Raw genomic sequence first — 22444 nt, 5'->3', positions numbered from 1 at the left:
TTGAAGTTCCATGACTAATTATTGAGCCTAAGGTCTCAATAATTCCGAGTACCTGAAACTATTAAGTTTCAGGTACTTTTCTCACGACGAAAAGTTTCAGTTGATGATTGAATCACTCTAACGAGTAACATTTCTTTTTATAGAATTTATTAGATTTATAAAAAAGAATAGTTTGTCTACAGTCTCGGGTTGGAAATTTCCAACCTCTTTTTTGGCTCTTAAAATGAGGAAAATAAAACAAAAAGAAAAAAACGGTTTCAAAAAATAATAGAAATTTACAGAAATCTCTTGTGTGATTGGAAATTATCCTTTACAATAGGAGAGGAGTTTTATTTCTGATCTCATATTTGGAGGAATGATCATGTCCATTAACTGGCAGGAAATTTTGTTTAACTTTTTGGGAGGGTTAGGTCTCTTTCTCTATAGTATTAAAACCATGGGAGAAGGACTGCAACAAGCTGCAGGGGACCGTCTTCGCTACTATATTGATAAATATACCAGCAATCCCTTTCTTGGAGTCTTAGTAGGGATTGGGATGACTGCCTTGATTCAGTCGAGTTCAGGGGTTACAGTGATTACGGTCGGTCTGGTGAGTGCAGGACTTCTAACCCTCCGTCAAGCTATTGGTATTGTTATGGGGGCCAATATTGGAACGACTATTACCTCCTTTATCATTGGTTTTAAATTAGGAGACTACGCTCTTCCCATGCTCTTTATCGGAGCGGTTTGTCTCTTCTTTACCAAAAATCGTTTGGTTAATAATGTTGGACGAATCGTTTTTGGTGTCGGTGGTATCTTCTTTGCCCTCAACTTGATGAGTGGGGCTATGGAACCTCTTAAAGATTTGCAAGTCTTTCGTGACTATATGGTGCAGTTAAGTAAAAGTCCTATCTTGGGTGTCTTTGTTGGATCAGGCTTAACACTTTTGATTCAGGCCTCTTCTGCAACCATTGGTATCTTGCAAAATCTCTATGCTAGTCATTTGATTGACCTGAAAGGAGCCCTCCCAGTTCTCTTTGGTGATAATATCGGAACGACCATTACAGCTATCATTGCTTCCTTGGGAGCTAATATTGCGGCCAAACGTGTGGCAGGTGCCCATGTAGCCTTTAATGTTATCGGAACCATTATCTGTCTTGTCTTCCTTGTTCCGTTTACCTCTTTGATTCAATGGTTTGAAACGACTCTTCATTTATCCCCAGAAATGACCATAGCCTTTGCTCACGGAACCTTTAATATAACCAATACCATCATCCAGTTCCCATTCATTGGAGCTTTGGCATACTTTGTGACCAAGCTGATTCCTGGTGAGGACGAGGTTGTCAAATATGAACCGCTCTACTTGGATGAAAACTTGATCACTCAAGCGCCTTCGATTGCTCTAGGAAATGCAAAAAAAGAGTTGCTTCATTTAGGTGGATATGCAGACAAAGCTTTTAATCTCTCTTATGATTATATTGTTCATCAAAATGAAAAAACAGCTGAAAAGGGACATAAGACAGAAGAAGCCATTAATACCATTGATGATGATTTGACTCGCTACTTGATTCGTTTGTCGAGTGAAGCCTTGAGTCCGAGAGAAAGTGAAGTTCTCACCAATATCTTAGATTCCTCACGGGATTTGGAGCGGATTGGAGATCACGCGGAAGCCTTGATCAATCTGACTGATTATTTAATTCGTAAGAAAGTGGTCTTTTCAGAAGCGGCCTTGGCTGAATTGGAAGATATTTACAACCAAACCCATCAATTTGTAGAGGATGCCTTAAAAGCTGTTGAGAACAATGATGTGAGTCTTGCAAACCAATTGGTAGCACGTCACGAGGCAATTGAAAAGTTGGAGAAAAGACTTCGGAAAACCCATATTCGTCGTTTGAACCACGGTGAATGTACACCTCAAGCCGGAGTGAACTTTATTGATATCATTTCTCACTATACACGTGTTGCAGACCATGCCATGAATCTCGCTGAGAAAGTACAAATCGAGCAAATTTAATGAACGTCAAACAGAGTAAGTAGGAAGCTTACTCTGTTTTTTTGTTGGATTCTATCTAAAAATAGGTCTAGACCATTTACAAATGGAAGTGAAAGCGTTATAATATGTATGAATATAAATGGAACACAGTTCCTACAATGGAAAGGACGATTTTATGTCTACATATATTAAAGCAGATCAATTCTATTACCCGCATGGGGTTCGCCGTGGAGGTTATTTGGAGCTCGTCAATGGCAAGTTTGGAAAACATGTGGAAAGCTTACCAGAAGGAGCAGATGTGCTGGATTATTCAGGTTACAGTATTGCTCCGGGCTTGGTGGATACCCATATACACGGTTTTGGTGGAGTAGATGTTATGGATAATAATATCGAAGGCACTCTCCATACCATGAGTGAAGGTCTCTTGAGTACCGGGGTCACAAGCTTTTTGCCTACGACTTTGACTTCCTCTTACGAACAACTTTTGGCGGTAACTGAAAATATTGGTGCACGATACAAAGAAGCAACAGGCGCTAAGATTCGCGGTATTTATTTTGAAGGACCTTATTTTACAGAAAAATACAAGGGAGCTCAAAATCCAGCTTATATGAAAGATCCAAGTATGGAAGAATTCCGTGCTTGGCAAAAAGCGGCTAATGGTCTGTTGAATAAGATTGCCCTTGCTCCTGAGCGTGAAGGGGTAGAAGACTTTGTTCGGACCATTACAGGAGAAGGAGTGACAGTCGCCCTGGGACACTCCAATGCTACTTTTGAAGAAGCTAAAAAAGCGGTTGATGCAGGAGCGAGTGTCTGGGTGCATGCCTATAATGGTATGCGTGGTTTGACTCACCGTGAACTCGGTATGGTTGGAGCTATGTATGAGTTGCCTCATACTACAGCAGAGTTGATCTGTGATGGTCATCACGTTGATCCGCTAGCTTGTGATATCCTGATGAAACAAAAAGGAAAAGAAAATGTTGCCTTGATCACTGACTGTATGACAGCTGGGGGCTTAGAAGACGGGGACTACATGCTTGGGGAATTCCCAGTTGTGGTCGCTGAAGGGACTGCTCGCTTGAAATCAACTGGTAATTTAGCTGGCTCAATCTTAAAATTGAAAGATGGATTAAAAAATGTCGTAGAGTGGGGGATTGCCAACCCTTACGAAGCGGTGATGATGGCCAGTCTCAATCCGGCAAAATCAGTCCATATTGATGACGTTTGTGGTCAAATTCGAGAAGGTTATGATGCGGACTTCATCGTGCTTGACCAAAATTTGGATCTGGTTGCGACCTATCTCGATGGAGTTAAACGTTACCAAGCTGCCAACTAGATTCAAGAATTAAAGATAGAATACTTCCTCTCTAGGTCATACCTGGAGAGGTTTTTGTGATGTATTCATAGGGGGATCAGTATGTAGGATCTTTTTTTGTTTATCCATGGTAGTGCAATTTTGTGAATGCTGTCTTTTCATGCTATAATGGGAATTGAAATGTGAGGTAGCTTATGAAGGCAATTGATATACGTTTTTTATTGATGGGAATTTTTTTCTTGCTCTATGGTATTGTAAGAAAAAATATTTTTATTGTGATCGTTGGTGGGGCATTCTTAGTTTATAGTTTTTATAGCAAGAAGATGGAGCCAACCAAGAAGAATATTTTTAAACCAGAGCTCAAGCTTCGAGGGCCTAAGAAACCGAAATTGAAGAAAGGAAAGAAAAAATGAATCATTATCGTTTAAATAATGGGGTGGAGATTCCTGTATTGGGATTTGGAACTTGGAAAGCAGCGGATGGAGAAGAAGCCTATCAGGCTGTTTTAGCTGCTTTAAAAGCAGGTTACCGGCATATCGATACAGCTGCGATTTATCAAAATGAAGAGAGCGTTGGTCGGGCGATCAAGGATAGTGGTCTTAAACGCGAAGACTTGTTTATTACTACCAAACTTTGGAATACGAATCATACTTATGAAGATGCTCAAGCTGCTTTGGACGAGTCTCTTGAGAAACTGGGTTTGGACTATGTCGATCTTTATTTGATTCATTGGCCAAATCCAAAACCCCTTCGAGAAAATGATGCTTGGAAAGTGCGAAACGCTGAGATTTGGCGAGCCATGGAAGATATGCTAGCTGTTGGTAAGGTTCGGGCTATTGGCATTAGCAATTTTCTTCCCCATCATTTGGAAGCGCTCCTTGAAACAGCTCGGGTCATCCCAGCTGTGAACCAAATTCGTCTAGCACCTGGGGTTTACCAAAGCGAAGCCATTGCTGCAAGTCGCAAGCAGGGTATCTTACTAGAGGCTTGGGGACCTTTTGGCCAAGGGGAATTGTTCCAAAATGAACAAGTAAAAGAAATGGCTACTAAATATGGAAAGACCGTTGCTCAACTAGCTTTAGCTTGGAGTTTACAAGAAGGCTTCCTTCCTTTGCCAAAATCGGTTACGCCTGAGCGGATTGCGAGTAATCTAAATTGCTTTGATTTTGAATTGACGGCAGATGATGTGGAACTCCTGCGCCATCTTCCGGTTGAAGCAGGTGCACCAGATCCGGACACCAAAGATTTTTAAAAGAGAATTTCTATTCATTAATGAAAACCGAGGACAGTTTCGTTCTCGGTTTTTAAAAACCTTTCAAACATGAAGTAATTTTAAGGATCCAACAAAAACAGATGTTCTATAATATTTTCCTGTTCAACTTCAAAAATTTCCGAACGAAAATAAGTTAATAATTAGTAATATACGTAAATATTACAATTGTGTTACAATTCATTTTTGAATGAATTTTCAGATAATTTTGCGTTATAATAGTTACTATTAAAATAAAAGGGGAGTTTCTATGAATAGACAAGAGCGTTTTTCATTAAGGAAATACAAATTTGGTGTAGCCTCAGTTTTATTAGGGGCTGTTTTGGTATTTGGATCTGCACAAGCGAGTGCAGAAGAACAAACAGCGGGTCAAACGAGCGCTGGGACACAGCTTGTATCAAACAGTCAACAGGCACCTGCTGAAGAAGAGCATTCACAAGCAACAGAAGCAAGTACAGCAGTTGCTAGTGAGAAAGTTGAAGTTACAAAAGACGCAGCTGTTGCTGAAAAGGCAAGTAATACAAAAGACGCAGCTGTAGTTGAAAAAACAGAAGCTCCGAAAGAGGCAGCTGCTGTTCCAGAAACAAAACCGGAAGAAGCGAAAAAACCTGTTGAAAAAGCAACAGTAGTGGCTACTGCGACAAGTTCGGGAACAACGAATCGCCATGAGTCAACTGAAAAACCTCAAAGCATCGAAAGTGACGAAATCATTACTGTTCCCCAAACCTGGAAGCAAGGCTACAAAGGGGAAGGGATGGTGGTCGCCGTCATCGACTCTGGTTTGGATGTGAACCACGAGGTTCTTCGGATTACCGATCCTTCAAAAGCTAAGTTTAAAAATCAAGAAGAAATCGAAGCTGCTAAGAAAGCAGCAGGAATTGATTATGGTAAATGGTACAACGACAAAGTTGTCTATGCCTATGACTATTTTGATGGTACAGATAATATCAAAGAGGCTGAAAGAGATTCTCACGGGATGCACGTTACAGGGATTGCGACAGGGAATCCTGATAAAGAAGCAGGAAACGGAGAAAAGATCTATGGTGTAGCACCAGAAGCGCAAGTTATGTTTATGCGTGTCTTCTCAGATCGTCAAAAAACAACGGGTTCTGCTCTTTATGTAAAAGCAATTGATGATGCTGTAGCTCTTGGTGCAGATACCATCAATATGAGTCTTGGATCTTCTACTGGTTCTACGGTCAATGCAGGTTCAGATATCATTGACGCCATCAAACGGGCGCGTGCTAAAGGTGTATCTGTCCTAATCTCTGCAGGAAATAGCAATACTTTTGGGAATGGCTATTCAAGACCAGCTGCAGAAAATCCAGATTACGGCTTGGTCGGAAACCCATCAACAGTAGAGGACTCTATTTCTGTTGCTTCAATCAATAATAAAATCATTACCACAGAGGTTTTCGAAGTCAAAGGTCTAGAAGGTAATGCAGAAGTAGATAACGGGAAATTTGACTACAGTAAATCTGCAACAGATACAGACTTTGAAAAAGGCAAAGAATATGAGTATGTATCTGTTGGTCTTGGGAAAGAAGATGATTTCAAAGATCTAGATCTTACTGGTAAATTAGCGCTTATTCAACGTGGAGAAATCCCATTCACAGAAAAAATTGCTAATGCCCTCCATCATGGTGCAGTAGGGGCTATGGTCTACAATAATGTGGAAGGATCAAACCTTGGAATGTCAATTGATGGGGATGCTAAGAAAATTCCATCTGTCTTCATTTCAAAACGCTATGGGGAAGCTCTTAAAGCTGGATCTTACAAAGTTGTCTTTAACAATACCATGGCCAACCGTCCATCTCCAGAAGCAGACCAATTGTCTGATTTTTCAAGCTGGGGTGTAACAACAGATGGTCAGTTGAAACCAGATGTCACAGCACCTGGTGGGAACATCTTCTCTTCTTTGAATGACAATACCTATGGGGATATGAGTGGTACTAGTATGGCCTCACCTCATGTAGCAGGTGTGGCAGCCTTGGTTAAAGAATACCTTGTGAAGAACCATCCAGAATTAACTCCAGAACAAGTTTCTGAAACAGTGAAAGCCTTGATTATGTCTACGGCTAAACCACACGTTAACAAAGAAACGGGTGTCTATACTTCTCCACGCCAACAAGGAGCAGGGGTGGTCGATACGGCAGCAGCCGTTTCAACAGACTTGTATGTGACCGGTGAAAACAACTATCCAAGCGTCACTCTTGGCAATGTTGGAGATAGCTTTACATTTGATGTTACGGTTCACAATATTTCAGATACCGATCGTACCTTGAAAATGTTGGTGAATACTGACACAGATGAAGTGAAAGATGGTAAATTTACTCTTCGCCCACGTAAATTGACTGAAACAGCTTGGCCAGAAGTGACTGTGAAAGCACATAGTTCTGAAACAGTTACGGTGAAAGTTGACACAAGTAAATTTACAGAAGAATTGAGCAAAGAAATGCCAAACGGCTATTTCCTTGAAGGATTTGTTCGCTTTGTTGATCCGGCTGATGATGGAGATGTGGTCAGCTTGCCATTTATGGGCTTCAAGGGAGAATTCCAAAACCTTCCCGCTGTTGAAAAGCCAGTCTATGATTTGGTTCGCGAAGGAAAAGATGGATTCTACTACCATATTCCAAAAGATTTGAATATCTCATCGAGTGCGAATGTTTCTGCGCTCGTCACTCAGCAAAATGACTTCCTTCTCACTCAAAGAAAACGAGATGGTCGTCGGATTACAGTCCTTGGTATTGACGAAAATGCAGAAGGAACTCACACCCTTCAACTAGATGAAAACGGAAATGTTCGCATTGCCATTTCACCAAATGAAGATGGAAATAAAGATTTCGTCGAATACAAGACAGTTGCCCTTAGAAACATTGAAAACCTTCGTGCAAGTGTCTACGCAACAAGTGATACGGAACATAAAAATCCATTGTGGGAAGGAACTCCATCTGACCATCGTAAGAACTTCTTCAACGGTGACCAAAAGAACCCACGCAGCTACACATTAGATAATACTGCTTGGAATGGTATTGATGCGAATGGAAATGCGGTAGCAGATGGTCTATATGATTATGTCATCCGTTACACCCCAATGGTTCCTGGAGCTGAGGAGCAATCAACGACCTTCAAGGTTCGGGTTGATACTCAAAAACCAGTGATCACATCTGGATATATCCGTTTCAAAGATGGGGCTCAACAGTTTGTAGCACGTAAAGCCAAAGATGTTGGCGATGGTGGTATCTTAACTGAAAAACTCGTCTATGTGACTCCATTTGATGATCAGGGGACAATGGTCCAAACCAGTGAAGATAAGAATAGTACACGTGCGCTTGAAAATTACCATGTGATCAAGGCCAATGCAGATGGTAGCTTCGATCTTCCTGAAAACATCGATAAGAAGAATATCTACTACTATGTAGAAGACTTTGCGGGGAATGTAGACTATGTTTCACTAGCTGATTTAGTTCGGGATCAAAATAGTGGTCGGGTTCAAATCGCAGTTCGTAACGCTAAAACGAACAAAGATTTGGATACTATGTATGTTTACCGAATCAAAGATAGCAATGGTCAATATGTGTCAGTTGACAAGACAAAAGATATTAACTTCTTGAACTTTGGTCATTACACTGCAGAAATCTTTACGTATGATCGTACAGAAGTGAAATTTGTCAGCAGCTTGACGCAAGAATTTGATTTGACAGAAGATAATAGTTTCCAAACGATCGCTTTTCTTGCCAATACTTTAGAATATGCACCAGTTAGCATCAGCTTTGATCAACCGGTTTCAAAAGCAGCTACGATCGTATTGAAAGGGGCAGATGGTGGAAACTTTGTATTGCCTGCTGAAAAATATGGAAAAAATGGCTTTGGGAAATCTGTCGCAACTGGTCAATATACCTTAGTTGCAACCCTTCCTACAGGCTATGAACTAGCTGAGGAAGCACCAGTGATCTCAGTTGTCGCAGGGCGCAATAACAATTATCGTATTGGAGTGATCTCAAAAGTGGATCTCTTGGCTGCTTTGAACAACCAAGCAGTTGTTACAAAGACAGCTCATTACTTCAATGCGAGTGCGGATAAGAAAGAAGCTTATGATCAAGCCTTGCAAGCTGCCCAAGCATCCTTGACCAACAAGGTCAGTCAAGAGCAAGTCAACCAAGCTCTAGCTAGTCTTGAAGCTGCTAGCCAAGCCTTGGATGGGAAAGATTCAAACGTTGCGGCTTTGAAAGAAGCCATGCAAGCTTATGATGCTACGACTAAAACGGGTCGTTATGCCAATGCCAAAGAAAAAGTACGTCGAGACTACGATCGCGCTTTCCAAACAGTGGCCTTGCTTGCAGTTGATCAAACTGTGAAACAAGAACAAATCAATCAAGCACTTGCTGAGCTTAGCCGTGCGGAAGGAAAATTAAACGGGAAAGCAACTGATTTTTCAAGCCTTGAAAAATACATCAAGGAAGAATTGAAGTTCCAAGAAAAGAATGCTAAATTCATCTATGCTGGAAATGAAGAAAAAGAAGCTTACCTAGCAGCCTTCAAGGATGCACAAACCATCCTTTCAAATCCAGGAGCAAGCCAACAAGATGTAAAAGATGCTTTGACAGCCTTGAAAAATGCCAAGAAAAAACTTCATGGTAAAAAACCAAAAGCTGCAAGACGTCCATAAGAAAAACAAAATAGTTTGTTAGCCTAGAATCCATCTGAAACATTTGTTTCAGATGGATTTTTATTTACAAGTACCTAAAAATTTGCTATAATACTGACAAGAAAGAAGGGCTTATGGCGTTTTTCTAGCGAACTTGGGATAGTGAAAGCCAAGTAGAGCAAAGTAGGCAAGTGGCGCTTTCTATCAGCAAATAGCTGAAGACAAACAGATAAAATGAAGTAATAAATTAGGGTGGAACCGCGTTTCTGACGCCCCTAGGTCACAGACTTAGGAGTGAAGACACGGTTCTTTTTGTATTCTGAGTTACAAGAAACTTTATGAATAAGGAGTAAAATATGTCCAAAAAATTGACTTTCCACTGCGTCAGTGGCAGAGAACTCCTTACAGTCGGACTGCCCCGCGCTCAGCAAGGTGCCTGAGCTAGACGCAGTACTAACTCGTCTTGCTTCGTAAAATCGACGAGGCGGACTCATGTCGCAAGAATTTATAAAAAGGAGAAGAAGATGTCAAAAAAACTAACCTTCCAAGAAATTATTTTGACTTTGCAACAATACTGGAATGACCAGGGTTGTATGCTCATGCAGGCTTACGATAATGAAAAAGGTGCGGGAACCATGAGTCCTTACACCTTCCTTCGTGCCATTGGTCCTGAACCATGGAATGCGGCTTATGTAGAGCCATCACGTCGTCCAGCAGATGGACGTTACGGGGAAAACCCAAACCGTCTTTACCAACACCACCAATTCCAAGTGGTGATGAAACCATCACCATCAAACATCCAAGAGCTCTACCTTGAATCATTGGAAAAATTGGGGATCAATCCTTTGGAACACGATATCCGTTTCGTTGAAGATAACTGGGAAAACCCATCAACTGGTTCAGCTGGTCTAGGTTGGGAAGTTTGGTTGGATGGTATGGAAATCACTCAGTTCACCTACTTCCAACAAGTTGGTGGTTTGGCAACTGGGCCAGTAACTTCTGAGGTTACTTACGGATTGGAACGTTTGGCTTCTTACATCCAAGAAGTCGATTCTGTTTACGATATTGAGTGGGCTCCAGGCGTTAAATACGGAGAAATCTTCCTTCAACCAGAATATGAACACTCAAAATACAGCTTTGAAGTTTCTGACCAAGATATGCTTCTTGAAAATTTCGAAAAATTTGAAAAAGAAGCAGGACGTGCTTTGGAATTGGGCCTTGTTCACCCAGCCTATGACTACGTTTTGAAATGTTCACATACCTTCAATTTGCTTGATGCTCGTGGAGCAGTATCCGTTACAGAACGTGCCGGCTACATTGCCCGCATCCGTAACTTGGCCCGTGTCGTAGCCAAAACCTTCGTCGCAGAACGCAAGAAACTCGGTTACCCACTTCTTGACGAAGCCACACGCGCCAAACTCCTAGCAGAAGAGGAAGAATGAAAAGAGTTACAAGAATGGAAAATGGGCAAACAAAGTGAGCCCGTACGGCTACCCAGAGGCAAGTCGGAGACTTGCTAAAGGGATAGGCACCGCTGTACTGCTATATGGGGATTTTTGAAACGTTAGGTTCAAAAATCAGTTGGCTAAATCCACTTTGATGAGACTGTTGGAAATCGATGTCAAGGAGACAGAAGATTTCCAACAGTCTCACAAAGTTAGTTAGCGACGTCCCCAGTACCTAAGGTGCCTATCAAAAAGAAGAATTTTGTAAAGGAAAAAACATGACAAAAAACTTATTAGTAGAACTTGGACTTGAAGAGTTGCCAGCCTACGTTGTCACACCAAGTGAAAAACAACTCGGTGAGAAAATGGCAGCCTTCTTGGATGACAACCGTCTTTCATACGAAAGCATTCAAACCTTCTCAACACCACGCCGTTTGGCCGTCCGTGTACTTGGCTTGGCTGATCAACAATCGGATTTGACAGAAGATTTTAAAGGACCTTCTAAGAAAATCGCCTTGGATGCTGATGGAAACTTCTCAAAAGCAGCGCAAGGCTTTGTCCGTGGAAAAGGCTTGACTGTAGATGACATCGAATTCCGTGAAGTTAAGGGGGAAGATTACGTTTACGTGACGAAACATGAAGCTGGAAAACCTGCCAAAGAAGTCTTGGCTGGCGTTCCAGAAGTACTTGCTTCATTGACTTTCCCTGTCAGCATGCACTGGGCTAACAACACCTTTGAATACATTCGCCCAGTTCATACCTTGATTGTCCTTTTGGGCGATGAAGCGCTTGACCTCGACTTCTTGGATATCCATTCAGGTCGTGTGAGTCGCGGACACCGTTTCCTTGGACATGAAGTGGAAATTACCAATGCGGATTCGTACGAAGAAGACCTTCGTACCGTTTACGTCATTGCAGACAGCAAAGAGCGTGAAAACATGATTCGTGAGCAAATCAAGGCTATCGAAGCAGAACAAGGTGTTCGAGTACAAATCGAAGAAGGACTTTTGAACGAAGTCTTGAACTTGGTGGAATACCCTACAGCCTTTATGGGAAGCTTTGACACTAAATATTTGGACGTTCCAGAAGAAGTTTTGGTGACCTCAATGGAAACGCACCAACGTTACTTTGTTGTACGTGACCTTGATGGTCAGCTGAAACCAAACTTCATCTCAGTTCGTAATGGGAACGCTGAGCACTTGGAAAATGTCGTTCGAGGAAATGAAAAAGTATTGGTGGCACGTCTTGAAGACGGTGAATTCTTCTGGCGTGAAGACCAAAAACTCAAGATTGAAGATCTGGTTGCTAAATTGGCGAATGTAACCTTCCATGAAAAAATCGGTTCTCTTTCAGAACACATGGCCCGTGCGGGTGTTATTGCAGCGTCATTGGCTGAGCAAGCTGGTTTGACTGCTGAAGAAACGGCAGCTGTCGCTCGTGCAGCTGAAATTTACAAATTTGACCTCTTGACGGGTATGGTCGGAGAGTTCGATGAATTGCAAGGAATCATGGGTGAAAAATACGCCCTCCTCGCTGGTGAAGATGCTGCGGTAGCGATAGCTATCCGTGAGCACTACCTTCCTGATTCAGCAGACGGAGCCCTTCCAGAGACTAAGGTTGGTGCTATCCTTGCCCTTGCAGATAAATTGGATACCCTCCTTTCCTTCTTCTCAGTTGGCTTGATTCCATCAGGTTCCAATGACCCTTATGCGCTTCGTCGTGCAACACAAGGGATTGTTCGAATCTTGGATGCCTTTGGCTGGCATATTCCGATGGATGAGTTGATTGATAGCCTTTACGGACTTTCATTTGATAGCCTTTCCTATGACAATCAAGCAGAAGTGCTCAACTTCATCAAGGCGCGTGTGGACAAGATGATGGGACGCACACCAAAAGATATCAAAGACGCTGTTCTTACTGGTTCAAACTTTGTCGTGGCTGATATGCTGGAAGCAGCTGAAGCTCTTTCAGAAGCTGCGAAGACCGATGGTTATAAGGCAGCTGTTGAATCCCTCTCACGTGCTTTCAACTTGGCAGAAAAAGCAAATGCTTCAGTAGCAGTCGATGCCAGTCTCTTTGAAAACGATCAAGAAAAAGCCCTGGCTAAAGCGATTGAAGAGCTTGAATTGACAGGTTCAGCTAGCGACAAATTGGCTCAACTCTTTGCTCTTAGCCCAGTCATTGATGCTTTCTTTGACAATACCATGGTGATGGCAGAAGATGAGGCTGTTAAAAACAACCGTTTGGCCCTTCTTGCAGGCCTTGTAGCGAAAGCTAATGCTGTCGCAGCCTTTAATCAATTGAACACAAAATAAGTACCTGATGACAGGTAGAAAGTAGGTTTTATTATGACACCTGAAAAAATTGCTCGTATCAATGAGCTTGCTAAAAAGAAAAAAACAGAAGGTTTGACTCCAGAAGAAGAAGTGGAGCAAGCAAAACTTCGTGAAGAATACATTGAAGGTTATCGTCGTTCGGTTCGTCACCACATTGAAGGTATCAAAATTGTAGATGAAGAAGGTAACGATGTAACACCTGAGAAACTACGCCAAGTGCAACGGGAAAAAGGTTTGCATGGCCGTAGTCTCGATGACCCTAATTCATAAGCAACAGAGTGCTGGAAGAGACTCCAGCACTCTTTTGTATATTTAAAATTCAGAATATTCTGGACTAGATTGACCAATTTTTAAAAACATGGTATAGTAGATTGTGTGAAAATTTGAAGTATACTTTTCTGAAAATGTACAGAAAAAGAATTGGAGTAATCATATGTCAAAAAAACATCATCCTAGTCAAGAAACCGAAAATGGGATGGTTCGTGGTCTGCAAAATCGGCATGTTCAGCTGATCGCTATTGCAGGAACCATCGGGACAGGACTCTTTCTTGGAGCCGGTCGTTCCCTTTCTTTGACAGGACCCTCTATTATTTTAGTCTATATGCTGACTGGCGCCTTCATGTACTTGATGATGCGGGCAATCGGAGAAATGCTCTATATGGACCCTGATCAACACACCTTTATCAACTTTATCACCAAGTATCTAGGAAAAGGTTGGGGTTATTTCTCAGGATGGTCCTATTGGGTCTCTTTGGTATTTTTGGGAATGGCAGAGATCACGGCTGTTTCCAACTATGTCCAACTTTGGTTTCCAAATTGGCCAGCCTGGCAGATTCAAATTATCTTTTTAGCGCTTTTAAGTTGTGTAAACTTGATCGCTGTGAAGGTTTTTGGAGAGGTTGAATTCTGGTTTGGAATGATCAAGATTGTCACTATTTTAGCCCTGATCGCAACAGGGATCTTTATGGTGACGACGAATTTTGAAACACCAGCTGGACACGCTAGCTTAACCAATATTACCAGTGGTTTTCAAATGTTTCCAAATGGTTGGGTCAAGTTCGTCATGGCCTTCCAAATGGTCTTCTTTGCTTATCAAGCGATCGAGTTTGTTGGAATTACTACTTCTGAAACAGCTAATCCCCGCCAAGTATTGCCAAAAGCCATTAAAGAAATTCCAATCCGAATTGTAATCTTTTATGTAGGGGCTTTGTTGGCGATTATGGCTATTTTCCCTTGGCAACAGCTTCCCGTCAATAAATCACCATTTGTAACGGTCTTTCAGATGGTTGGAATCAAGTGGGCAGCAGGATTGATTAATTTTGTTGTACTGACAGCTGCTGCATCTTCCTTGAATTCCACCCTCTATTCAACAGGGCGTCACTTGTACCAGATTGCAAAAGAAACACCAAACAGCAAAGTGATGAATCGTTTGAAACTGAATAGCTTATCTCGTATGGGGATTCCAAGTCGCGCGATTATTTTTTCTGCGATTGTGGTTGCTGTTTCTGCCTTTATCAATGTCTTGCCAGGTGTCTCAGATGCCTTTGCCTTGATTACGGCCTCTTCTTCTGGTGTCTACATTGCTATTTACATTTTGACCATGCTTGCCCATCTTAAGTACCGTAAATCGAAAGAATTTATGCCAGATGGTTTTGTCATGCCAGCCTATAAAGTGTTGAATCCATTGACCATTGTTTTCTTCCTCTTTGTATTCGTTTGTCTCTTCTTGCAAGAATCAACATACATTGGAGCGATTGGAGCAACCATCTGGATCATTCTTTTTGGGATTTACAGCAATTGGAAACATAATCAATAAACCGCAAGAGAGTGGGACAGAAATCGGTAATTCGTTGGAATTCGATTTCGTCGTCCCACCTCCGCACAGTTGAGTAGGGCTGTAAAAGCTGATAAAATCAGCGTAGTAGAGCCCACTCAACCACTGCGTCTTGCTCGGCAATCCAAAAATAATTGAGAGGCTAGGACTTTTGTCCCAGCCTCTTTATTATTTCAGAGCTAGTTTCCTTTTTGTAAGAAATTTCTTGGGGGATTAGAAAAAACAGGGACGGAGGAAATTAGTTTTCTTCCATCTCTGTTTTTTGTTTTTGAATGGTTTTTTTGAGCCACCAAAGTGAGCCAACTAGGATCAGGGCAGCAAGCCAAAAAATCCAAGCCTCAATAGTGGTTAGAAAAAAGTAGAGAGCGATAGCATCGACCAATAAAAGTGGGATGAGAATCTGTTTTCTTATTTTCATAAGAATATTGTATCATAAATTCTAGAGGAAACAAATGAAATCAAGCCTTTCTAAGTATTTTGTAGGATCTGAAAAGGTCCGATAGGGTTAGTTAGTGAATTTTCTTTCAGGAGTGCATCTTGGTCCCATTTGTGGTAAAATAGTAAAGATATGAGTAAAGAATTTCATCATGTAACGGTTTTGCTTCATGAAACGATCGATATGCTGGATGTTAAGCCAGATGGGATCTATGTAGACGCCACATTGGGTGGGGCAGGCCACAGCGAATATTTGTTAACAAAATTAAATGAATCGGGCCATCTTTATGCCTTTGACCAAGATCAGCATGCAATTGAGAATGCTAAGATTCGTTTAGCTCCATTCATCGAGAAAGGCATGGTGACCTTCATTAAGGATAACTTTCGTCATTTGAAGGAACGTCTAAACGAATTGGGTGTGACTGAAATTGATGGAATCTGTTATGACCTAGGTGTCTCTAGTCCTCAGTTAGATGAACGGGAACGCGGATTTTCTTACAAGAAAGATGCGCCACTGGACATGCGGATGAATCAAGAAGCTTCTTTGACCGCCTATGAGGTTGTAAATAGTTACGATTACCATGATCTAGTCCGTATTTTTTTCAAATATGGAGAGGACAAATTTTCCAAGCAAATTGCGCGGAAAATTGAGCAAGCACGAGCAATTAAACCGATTGAAACAACGACTGAATTAGCAGAGATTATTAAATCTGCTAAACCAGCTAAGGAGCTCAAGAAAAAGGGCCATCCTGCTAAACAGATTTTCCAAGCCATTCGTATCGAAGTCAATGATGAACTGGGAGCTGCAGATGAATCAATTCAGCAAGCCATGGATTTGTTGGCCCTCGATGGTCGTATTTCTGTGATTACCTTTCATTCGTTAGAGGATCGATTGACCAAACAATTGTTTAAAGAAGCTTCGACAGTTGAGGTTCCAAAGGGGCTTCCCTTTATTCCAGATGATTTGAAACCAAAGATGGAGTTGGTCAACCGGAAACCTATTTTGCCAAGTGAAGAAGAGCTTGAGGAAAATAATCGATCTCATTCAGCAAAATTACGGGTTGCTCGAAAAATACACAAGTAAGAGGAATTGATATGGCAGCAAGAAATGAGAGAACAAGAACACAGGTACTACAAGACCGCTTTCGCCGTTTCTCTAGAGTAGAAAAGGCTTTTTATGGGTCGATTGTCCTAACAGCTGTTATTTTAGCCATTAGTATCGTCTTTATGCAGACACGGATTTTACAAGTTCAAAGTGAATTGACTGATTTGAATACGGAACTAGAAGCCAAAAAGACGGAATTGGCAGATGTTCGTCAAGAGGTCAATGAATTAACACGTTATGACCGCTTATCACAGTTGGCTAGCTCCCAAGGAATGAAGCTGCAAAAAGAAAATCGAAAAACAGTGAGTGCAAGTAGTGATGAATAAATTCAAAAAATTTTTGATCGGGTATTCGATAAAGAAACGTCGCTTGCCGGATCAGAATCGAAAACAAGTTGGGAAAAATCTCAGTGTACTGGCGATTTTCCTCTTTTTTCTCTTTCTGATTAATTTTGCAATGATCATTGGGACTGACAAAAAATTTGGTGTGACCTTATCGGATCAAGCCAAAAAAGTCCATGAGCAGACGGTCATTGTTCCTGCAAAACGTGGAACGATCTATGATCGAAATGGAGCAGTAATTGCTGAAGATGCGACGACCTATAACGTTTATGCCATTATTGATAAAAAGTACAAATCAGCAACTGGGAAAATCCTCTATGTAGAAGAGAGCCAATTTAAAAAAGTAGCAGAAATCTTTAAGCAGTACTTAGGGATGGATGAGGATTACGTCATTCAACAGTTGTCGCAAAAGAAATTGAAACAGGTTTCTTTTGGCTCGAACGGAAACGGCATAACTTATAGTAATATGACAGCCATCCGTGAGGCCATGGAAGCGGCGAAGATTGAAGGGGTTGCCTTTACAACCAGTCCAAATCGAAGCTATAAAAATGGAGTTTTTGCTTCTCAATTTATAGGTCAGGCCTCTCTTCAAGAAGATAAAGAGGGGAATAAAACTCTGAAGGGGCAATCAGGGATGGAGAAATCCCTCGATCGTATTCTCGCTGGTCAAAATGGGGTTATCACCTATGACAAAGACCGAAACGGCAATATCGTTCCTGGTTCAGATAAGGTTTCTGTCAAAACAGAAGATGGAAAAGATGTCTATACGACCATTTCAGCAGAATTACAAACCTACCTTGAGACGCGAATGGATGTTTTCCAAGAAAAAGTAAAAGGAAAGTATGTTAGTGCGACTCTTGTGAGTGCAAAAACTGGAGAAATCCTGGCTACAACGCAACGTCCATCCTATAATGCGGATACCAAACAAGGGTTGGATCTGAAAAACTTGAAAACCTGGAATACCATCCTGTATCAAGATCAATATGAACCGGGTTCAACGATGAAGGTCATGTTATTAGCTTCGGCGATTGATCATGGAACTTTCCCAGCCTATAATGAAGTATACTACAGTAACGAACTACAAGTAAAAGATGCGACGATCCGTGACTGGGATGTCAATATGGGGCTGGCTGAAGGTCGCTATATGAATATCGCACAGGGCTTTGCTTACTCAAGTAACGTGGGGATGACTCGCTTAGAGCAAAAGATGGGAAATGCTGTCTGGATGGACTACCTAACCCGCTTTAAATTCGGTCTTCCGACCCGTTTTGGAATGGGAAATGAAGCTTACGGGGGTCTTCCAGGGGATAACTATGTCAGTCAGGCACAATCTGCCTTTGGTCAAGGGATTTCCGTCAGTCAAACCCAAATGTTACGGGCCTTTAGCGCCATCGCTAATGATGGGCAAATGTTGGAGCCGAAATTTATTAGTGCTATTTACGATAAAAAATCAGACACAGTCCGCAAATCAAAAAAAGAAGTTGTTGGAAAACCAGTTTCAGGATCAGCTGCGCAACAGACACGGAACTATATGATCACCGTCGGAACAGATCCAGAGTATGGAACCTTGTACAGCGATGGACCCATCATTCAGGTACCAGGTCAAAACGTTGCGGTGAAATCAGGGACTGCCCAAATGGCGACAGATCAAGGATACTTACAAGGAGAAAATGATTATATCAACTCGGTTGTAGCCATGACACCTGCAGAAGATCCTGAATTCATCATGTATGTGACGGTCCAACAACCAGAAGTGAAATTCTCAGCGACCAGCTGGGAAGAGCTGGTCAATCCTATTTTGGAAGATGCAGTTGCTTTAAAAGACGAATTGCATTTGACATCAGAGGCACCAACGTTGGATGGTGTGACCAAAGAAACGACCTACAAAATCCCTTCAGTAGAAACTCTCTCTAAGGAGTTGAATCTGAAACAAAATTTGAGCCCAGGTGCTTATTCAGAGGAATTGCGTCGCAATTTGGTGCAGCCAATTGTCCTAGGAACCGGGAAAAATATCCGCAAGATGTCTGTGGATGTGGGCTCTAAAGTCAAAGCCAATCAACAAGTATTGTTATTGACAGAAGACTTTGATGTTGTTCCAGATATGTATGGGTGGACCAAGAAAAATGCAGATATCTTTGGAGAATGGACTGGAATTGAAATTACCTATAAAGGTAGTGGAAAGAAAGTAACCAAACAAACTGTCAAAATGAACACCTCGCTCAATAAAACTAAAAAGATTACGTTAACATTAGGAGACTAAGATGTATATTGCTACGATCCTTGTATCGTTTCTATTAACAGTGGCTGCTATTCCAGCCTTTATTCGATTTTACCATCGTGCTCATATTTCCGGGCAACAAATGCACGAAGATGTGAAACAACACAAAGCGAAAGCTGGCACTCCGACAATGGGTGGAGTTGTATTTCTCATTACAGCCGTTCTAGTTAGTTTTGTCGTTACCGTATTGACTGGAAATTTCACGCGCCCTGTTCAACTTATTCTATTTATCTTGATTCTATATGGAATTGTTGGATTTTTGGATGACTTTTTAAAAGTTTTTCGTAAGATTAATGAAGGTCTCAATCCAAAACAAAAATTGGCCCTTCAACTTGTTGGTGGAATCATCTTCTATATTTTTTCTGAACGCCACGGTGCAGGAAGCCTTTTAAATGTCTTTGGTTACGATCTTTACTTGGGCCATTTCTACATTCTCTTTGCTTTATTTTGGTTGGTTGGTTTTTCAAACGCGGTCAATTTGACAGATGGGATTGATGGATTAGCCAGCATCTCCGTTGCTATTAGCCTGAGTGCTTATTCCTTTATTGCCTATATGCAAGGAAAATGGGACATTCTCTTTGTGACTTTGAGTATGATTGGGGCCTTGCTTGGATTTTTTGTCTTCAACCACAAGCCAGCTAAAATCTTTATGGGAGATGTCGGTAGTCTAGCTCTTGGAGGGATGCTTGCAGCCTTGTCAATGGCTCTGCATGTCGAGTGGACGCTGCTCCTGATTGGTCTGGTCTATGTCATTGAAACAGGTTCTGTGATGCTACAAGTGACCTATTTCAAATGGACCAAGAAACGCTACGGAGAAGGACGTCGGATTTTCCGAATGACTCCTTTCCACCATCATTTAGAACTGGGTGGTCTTTCTGGAGATGGCCAAAACTGGTCAGAATGGAAAGTGGATGCCTTTATGTGGTCCATTGCCTTGGTAACAAGTGTCGTGACTCTAGTCCTTCTCTACCTATAAAACGACGGTGGGCTTTCCCATCGTTTTTTTACTGACTCAGAGAGACTTCGCTGGTTAGGAAAAATGACTCATAAGAGAGGCAAGAAGACAGCTTTTCTGATATAATAATAGAGATCATGAAAGGAACTGAGAAAATGAAATTTACAGAGTTTAATTTTAAGCCCTATATTCAAGAGGCACTGAAAGAAATCAATTTTAGAGAAGCAACCGAAGTACAGGAAAAACTAATTCCGATTGTCCTAGCTGGAAATGATTTGGTAGGAGAGTCAAAGACAGGTTCTGGGAAAACCCATACTTTCCTCTTGCCGATTTTTCAAACCTTAAATGAAGACAGCCAACAAGTAGAAGCGGTCATCACGGCTCCTAGTCGGGAGTTGGCGACGCAAATTTACCAAGCTGCTCGTCAAATCGCTAGTCATTCTGAAAAAGAGATTCGGATTGTAAATTATGTTGGAGGAACGGATAAAAACCGTCAGATTGAAAAATTGCAGGTCAAACAACCACATATCGTGATTGGAACTCCAGGCCGGATCTATGATCTGGTTGCATCTGGTGATCTGGCTATTCATAAGGCCCATACTTTTGTGGTAGATGAGGCAGATATGACACTGGACATGGGATTCTTGTCAACCGTGGATAAGATTGCTTCAAGACTTCCGCAACAACTGCAATTTTTAGTTTTTTCAGCCACCATTCCGCAAAAATTGCAGCCTTTCTTGAAAAAATATCTCTCAAATCCAGTCATGGAGCAAATTAAGACTAAGACGGTGATTTCAGATACCATCGATAATTGGCTGGTTTCCACCAAGGGTCGAGATAAAAATGAGCAAATTTACCAATTGACCAAGACCTTGCAACCTTATTTGGCCATGATTTTCGTCAATACAAAAACGAGAGCAGATGATCTCCATGCCTATTTAGTGGCTCAGGGATTGAAAGTGGCGAAGATTCACGGAGATATCCCACCACGTGAACGGAAACGGATCATGAATCAGGTTAAAAATCTAGATTTTGAGTATATTGTGGCCACAGATTTAGCGGCTCGTGGAATTGATATCGAAGGGGTGAGTCATGTCATCAACGATGCTATTCCACAAGATCTTTCCTTCTTTGTTCACCGTGTTGGCCGGACAGGGCGCAATGGTCTACCAGGTGTCGCTATTACTCTTTATCAACCGAGTGATGATTCAGATATCCGTGAACTAGAAAAAATGGGAATTCGTTTCGTACCTAAAGTCTTGAAAAATGGGGTTATTGAAGATACTTATGATCGGGATAGACGGGCCAATCGTGAGAAAAAGCAAGAGAAACTCGATATCGAAATGATTGGTCTGGTGAAGAAGAAAAAGAAAAAAATCAAACCAGGCTACAAGAAAAAAATCAAATGGGCAGTTGATGAAAAGAGGAGAAAAGCTAAGCGAGCTGAAAACCGTGCGCGTGGTCGGGCGGAACGAAAGGACAAACGTCAAACTTTCTAACCCCTTCTTTCACATGTTCAGAAGAAAACATAGATTTTCTTTATGAACTCCATAAAGAAAATCTATTAGGAACTTGTCTAAAATTATGATAGACTAAATTTGAGTAGTCTATCATTTTTCTATTTCTGTAGCAATTTTTGGAATTCCGATAGTGAATGTGATAGAATGTTTATGTTCGAGAAAGGAAGTAACAAAAATGTTTACAACTAATCTTTTAGCTGCCAACTGGTATGCTGACTTTTTAAAACACGTTCCAGATAGCAAGCTGTTTAGTTTGAGAGCCGTATTGGATGCATTTCCGGCAGTCATTGGGAAATTGCCTGTGACGATTTTATTAGCCCTAGGAGGCGCATTTTTTGGGATTATTTTTGCCATGATTTTTGCTCTGGTCAAAATTAATCGTGTACGAATTCTTTACCCGATTCAAGCTGTTTTTGTCAGTTTTTTGCGGGGGACTCCTTTGTTGGTTCAGTTGATGTTGACCTATTATGGGATTCCTCTTATTTTAAAAGCGATCAATCAGTCTTATGGAACAGCTTTTAATATTAATGCCATTCCAGCTGAGTTATTTGCAATTGTGGCTCTTGCCTTTAATGAGGCGGCTTATGCGAGTGAGACCATCCGGGCAGCCATTTTATCAGTGGATCCTGGTGAAATTGAGGCAGCGCGTAGTCTTGGAATGACCAACCGTCAAGTTTATCGCCGGATTATTATTCCCAATGCAGCAGTCGTTGCAACTCCTACTTTAATCAACTCTCTCATTGGCTTGACCAAGGGGACCTCGCTAGCCTTTAGTGCCAGTGTAGTTGAAATTTTTGCCCAAGCACGGATTATTGGGGGGAGCGATTTGAAGTACTTTGAACGCTTTATCACGGTATCGATTGTTTACTGGATTGTGAACATTCTCATTGAAATACTAGGCCGTCACATTGAACGTCGACTGGATATTGAGACTCCCGTAGCAATTGATTTACCAGATCAGGAGGTCCGGATCTAATGATTTATATTTCAGAA

The 22444-nt window shown here is 41.5% G+C and carries 16 protein-coding genes; 15 read left to right on the top strand and 1 reads right to left on the bottom strand.

Going from position 1 to position 22444, the window contains the following annotated elements; all coding sequences use genetic code 11:
* The first annotated feature begins 361 nt into the window (after positions 1 to 361).
* The 9 genes from ADG03_RS05185 to ADG03_RS05145 all read left to right on the top strand — a co-directional run bounded on the left by ADG03_RS05185 (position 362) and on the right by ADG03_RS05145 (position 14799).
* Positions 362 to 1993 carry a Na/Pi cotransporter family protein gene (locus tag ADG03_RS05185; RefSeq protein ID WP_049472471.1) on the top strand — a complete coding sequence of 544 codons (1632 nt, stop codon included), beginning with the start codon at positions 362 to 364 and terminating at the stop codon, positions 1991 to 1993.
* Positions 1994 to 2147: 154 nt separating this feature from the next.
* The gene (gene nagA / locus ADG03_RS05180) at positions 2148 to 3305 is read left to right on the top strand and encodes an N-acetylglucosamine-6-phosphate deacetylase (protein ID WP_049472479.1); all 1158 of its coding nucleotides are present in this window, start codon (positions 2148 to 2150) and stop codon (positions 3303 to 3305) included.
* 173 nt (positions 3306 to 3478) lie between these two features.
* On the top strand, positions 3479 to 3697 hold the full coding sequence (locus ADG03_RS05175) for a hypothetical protein (protein ID WP_023920264.1): 219 nt from the start codon (positions 3479 to 3481) through the stop codon (positions 3695 to 3697).
* On the top strand, positions 3694 to 4536 hold the full coding sequence (locus ADG03_RS05170) for an aldo/keto reductase (RefSeq protein ID WP_049472469.1): 843 nt from the start codon (positions 3694 to 3696) through the stop codon (positions 4534 to 4536). The genes ADG03_RS05175 and ADG03_RS05170 overlap by 4 nt, the downstream gene beginning before the upstream one ends.
* Positions 4537 to 4804: 268 nt before the next feature.
* Positions 4805 to 9223: a S8 family serine peptidase gene (locus ADG03_RS05165; protein ID WP_049472468.1), complete on the top strand. Its 4419-nt coding sequence runs from the start codon at positions 4805 to 4807 to the stop codon at positions 9221 to 9223.
* A 503-nt stretch (positions 9224 to 9726) separates the two neighbouring features.
* The gene (glyQ, locus tag ADG03_RS05160) at positions 9727 to 10644 is read left to right on the top strand and encodes a glycine--tRNA ligase subunit alpha (protein WP_002886077.1); all 918 of its coding nucleotides are present in this window, start codon (positions 9727 to 9729) and stop codon (positions 10642 to 10644) included.
* Positions 10645 to 10925: 281 nt separating this feature from the next.
* A complete protein-coding gene (gene glyS / locus ADG03_RS05155) occupies positions 10926 to 12962 on the top strand; it encodes a glycine--tRNA ligase subunit beta (RefSeq protein ID WP_049472466.1) in 2037 nt (678 codons plus the stop codon).
* A gap of 33 nt (positions 12963 to 12995) precedes the next feature.
* On the top strand, positions 12996 to 13253 hold the full coding sequence (locus ADG03_RS05150) for a DUF896 family protein (RefSeq protein WP_031575259.1): 258 nt from the start codon (positions 12996 to 12998) through the stop codon (positions 13251 to 13253).
* Between the two features lie 163 nt (positions 13254 to 13416).
* Complete coding sequence (locus ADG03_RS05145) at positions 13417 to 14799, top strand: amino acid permease (protein ID WP_049472465.1); 1383 nt, start codon at positions 13417 to 13419, stop codon at positions 14797 to 14799.
* Between the two features lie 256 nt (positions 14800 to 15055).
* On the opposite strand, the gene ADG03_RS05140 is transcribed toward ADG03_RS05145, so the two are convergent.
* Entirely contained in the window at positions 15056 to 15235 is a 180-nt protein-coding gene (locus tag ADG03_RS05140; protein ID WP_049473364.1) for a hypothetical protein, read from the bottom strand.
* A gap of 150 nt (positions 15236 to 15385) precedes the next feature.
* Here ADG03_RS05140 and rsmH point away from each other — a divergent pair, with 150 nt between their 5' ends.
* The 6 genes from rsmH (at position 15386) to ADG03_RS05110 (ending at position 22427) form a co-directional block, all read left to right on the top strand.
* Positions 15386 to 16336 (top strand): 16S rRNA (cytosine(1402)-N(4))-methyltransferase RsmH, encoded by a 951-nt coding sequence (rsmH, locus tag ADG03_RS05135; protein WP_003010377.1) that lies wholly within the window; start codon positions 15386 to 15388, stop codon positions 16334 to 16336.
* Positions 16337 to 16347: 11 nt separating this feature from the next.
* On the top strand, positions 16348 to 16683 hold the full coding sequence (ftsL, locus tag ADG03_RS05130; RefSeq protein WP_021154536.1) for a cell division protein FtsL: 336 nt from the start codon (positions 16348 to 16350) through the stop codon (positions 16681 to 16683).
* Positions 16676 to 18958, top strand: coding sequence for a penicillin-binding protein PBP2X (pbp2x, locus tag ADG03_RS05125; protein ID WP_049473363.1), 2283 nt, complete (start codon positions 16676 to 16678; stop codon positions 18956 to 18958). The genes ftsL and pbp2x overlap by 8 nt, the downstream gene beginning before the upstream one ends.
* Before the next feature lies 1 nt (position 18959).
* Positions 18960 to 19952, top strand: a complete 993-nt coding sequence (gene mraY, locus ADG03_RS05120) for a phospho-N-acetylmuramoyl-pentapeptide-transferase (RefSeq protein ID WP_049473362.1) — start codon at positions 18960 to 18962, stop codon at positions 19950 to 19952.
* A 134-nt stretch (positions 19953 to 20086) separates the two neighbouring features.
* Complete coding sequence (locus ADG03_RS05115; RefSeq protein WP_049473365.1) at positions 20087 to 21430, top strand: DEAD/DEAH box helicase; 1344 nt, start codon at positions 20087 to 20089, stop codon at positions 21428 to 21430.
* 196 nt (positions 21431 to 21626) lie between these two features.
* Complete coding sequence (locus ADG03_RS05110; RefSeq protein ID WP_024054761.1) at positions 21627 to 22427, top strand: amino acid ABC transporter permease; 801 nt, start codon at positions 21627 to 21629, stop codon at positions 22425 to 22427.
* Positions 22428 to 22444 lie beyond the last annotated feature (17 nt).

Origin of the sequence: Streptococcus parasanguinis (genome assembly GCF_001069785.1) — a bacterium.
Classification (GTDB): domain Bacteria; phylum Bacillota; class Bacilli; order Lactobacillales; family Streptococcaceae; genus Streptococcus; species Streptococcus parasanguinis_T.
Note: the sequence above shows the minus strand (reverse complement) of the source record. Positions and strands in the feature narration are given on the sequence as shown.

What these genes read in the sequence shown, in the direction of transcription:
- ADG03_RS05115 (WP_049473365.1), top strand. Translation starts at nt 20,087, where the DNA reads ATGAAATTTACAGAGTTTAATTTTAAGCCCTATATTCAAGAGGCACTG.
- ADG03_RS05165 (WP_049472468.1), top strand. Translation starts at nt 4,805, where the DNA reads ATGAATAGACAAGAGCGTTTTTCATTAAGGAAATACAAATTTGGTGTA.
- ADG03_RS05175 (WP_023920264.1), top strand. Translation starts at nt 3,479, where the DNA reads ATGAAGGCAATTGATATACGTTTTTTATTGATGGGAATTTTTTTCTTG.
- rsmH (WP_003010377.1), top strand. Translation starts at nt 15,386, where the DNA reads ATGAGTAAAGAATTTCATCATGTAACGGTTTTGCTTCATGAAACGATC.
- nagA (WP_049472479.1), top strand. Translation starts at nt 2,148, where the DNA reads ATGTCTACATATATTAAAGCAGATCAATTCTATTACCCGCATGGGGTT.
- ADG03_RS05170 (WP_049472469.1), top strand. Translation starts at nt 3,694, where the DNA reads ATGAATCATTATCGTTTAAATAATGGGGTGGAGATTCCTGTATTGGGA.
- ADG03_RS05110 (WP_024054761.1), top strand. Translation starts at nt 21,627, where the DNA reads ATGTTTACAACTAATCTTTTAGCTGCCAACTGGTATGCTGACTTTTTA.
- ADG03_RS05150 (WP_031575259.1), top strand. Translation starts at nt 12,996, where the DNA reads ATGACACCTGAAAAAATTGCTCGTATCAATGAGCTTGCTAAAAAGAAA.
- ftsL (WP_021154536.1), top strand. Translation starts at nt 16,348, where the DNA reads ATGGCAGCAAGAAATGAGAGAACAAGAACACAGGTACTACAAGACCGC.
- glyQ (WP_002886077.1), top strand. Translation starts at nt 9,727, where the DNA reads ATGTCAAAAAAACTAACCTTCCAAGAAATTATTTTGACTTTGCAACAA.
- ADG03_RS05185 (WP_049472471.1), top strand. Translation starts at nt 362, where the DNA reads ATGTCCATTAACTGGCAGGAAATTTTGTTTAACTTTTTGGGAGGGTTA.
- ADG03_RS05140 (WP_049473364.1), bottom strand. Translation starts at nt 15,235, where the DNA reads ATGAAAATAAGAAAACAGATTCTCATCCCACTTTTATTGGTCGATGCT.
- mraY (WP_049473362.1), top strand. Translation starts at nt 18,960, where the DNA reads ATGTATATTGCTACGATCCTTGTATCGTTTCTATTAACAGTGGCTGCT.
- ADG03_RS05145 (WP_049472465.1), top strand. Translation starts at nt 13,417, where the DNA reads ATGTCAAAAAAACATCATCCTAGTCAAGAAACCGAAAATGGGATGGTT.
- glyS (WP_049472466.1), top strand. Translation starts at nt 10,926, where the DNA reads ATGACAAAAAACTTATTAGTAGAACTTGGACTTGAAGAGTTGCCAGCC.
- pbp2x (WP_049473363.1), top strand. Translation starts at nt 16,676, where the DNA reads ATGAATAAATTCAAAAAATTTTTGATCGGGTATTCGATAAAGAAACGT.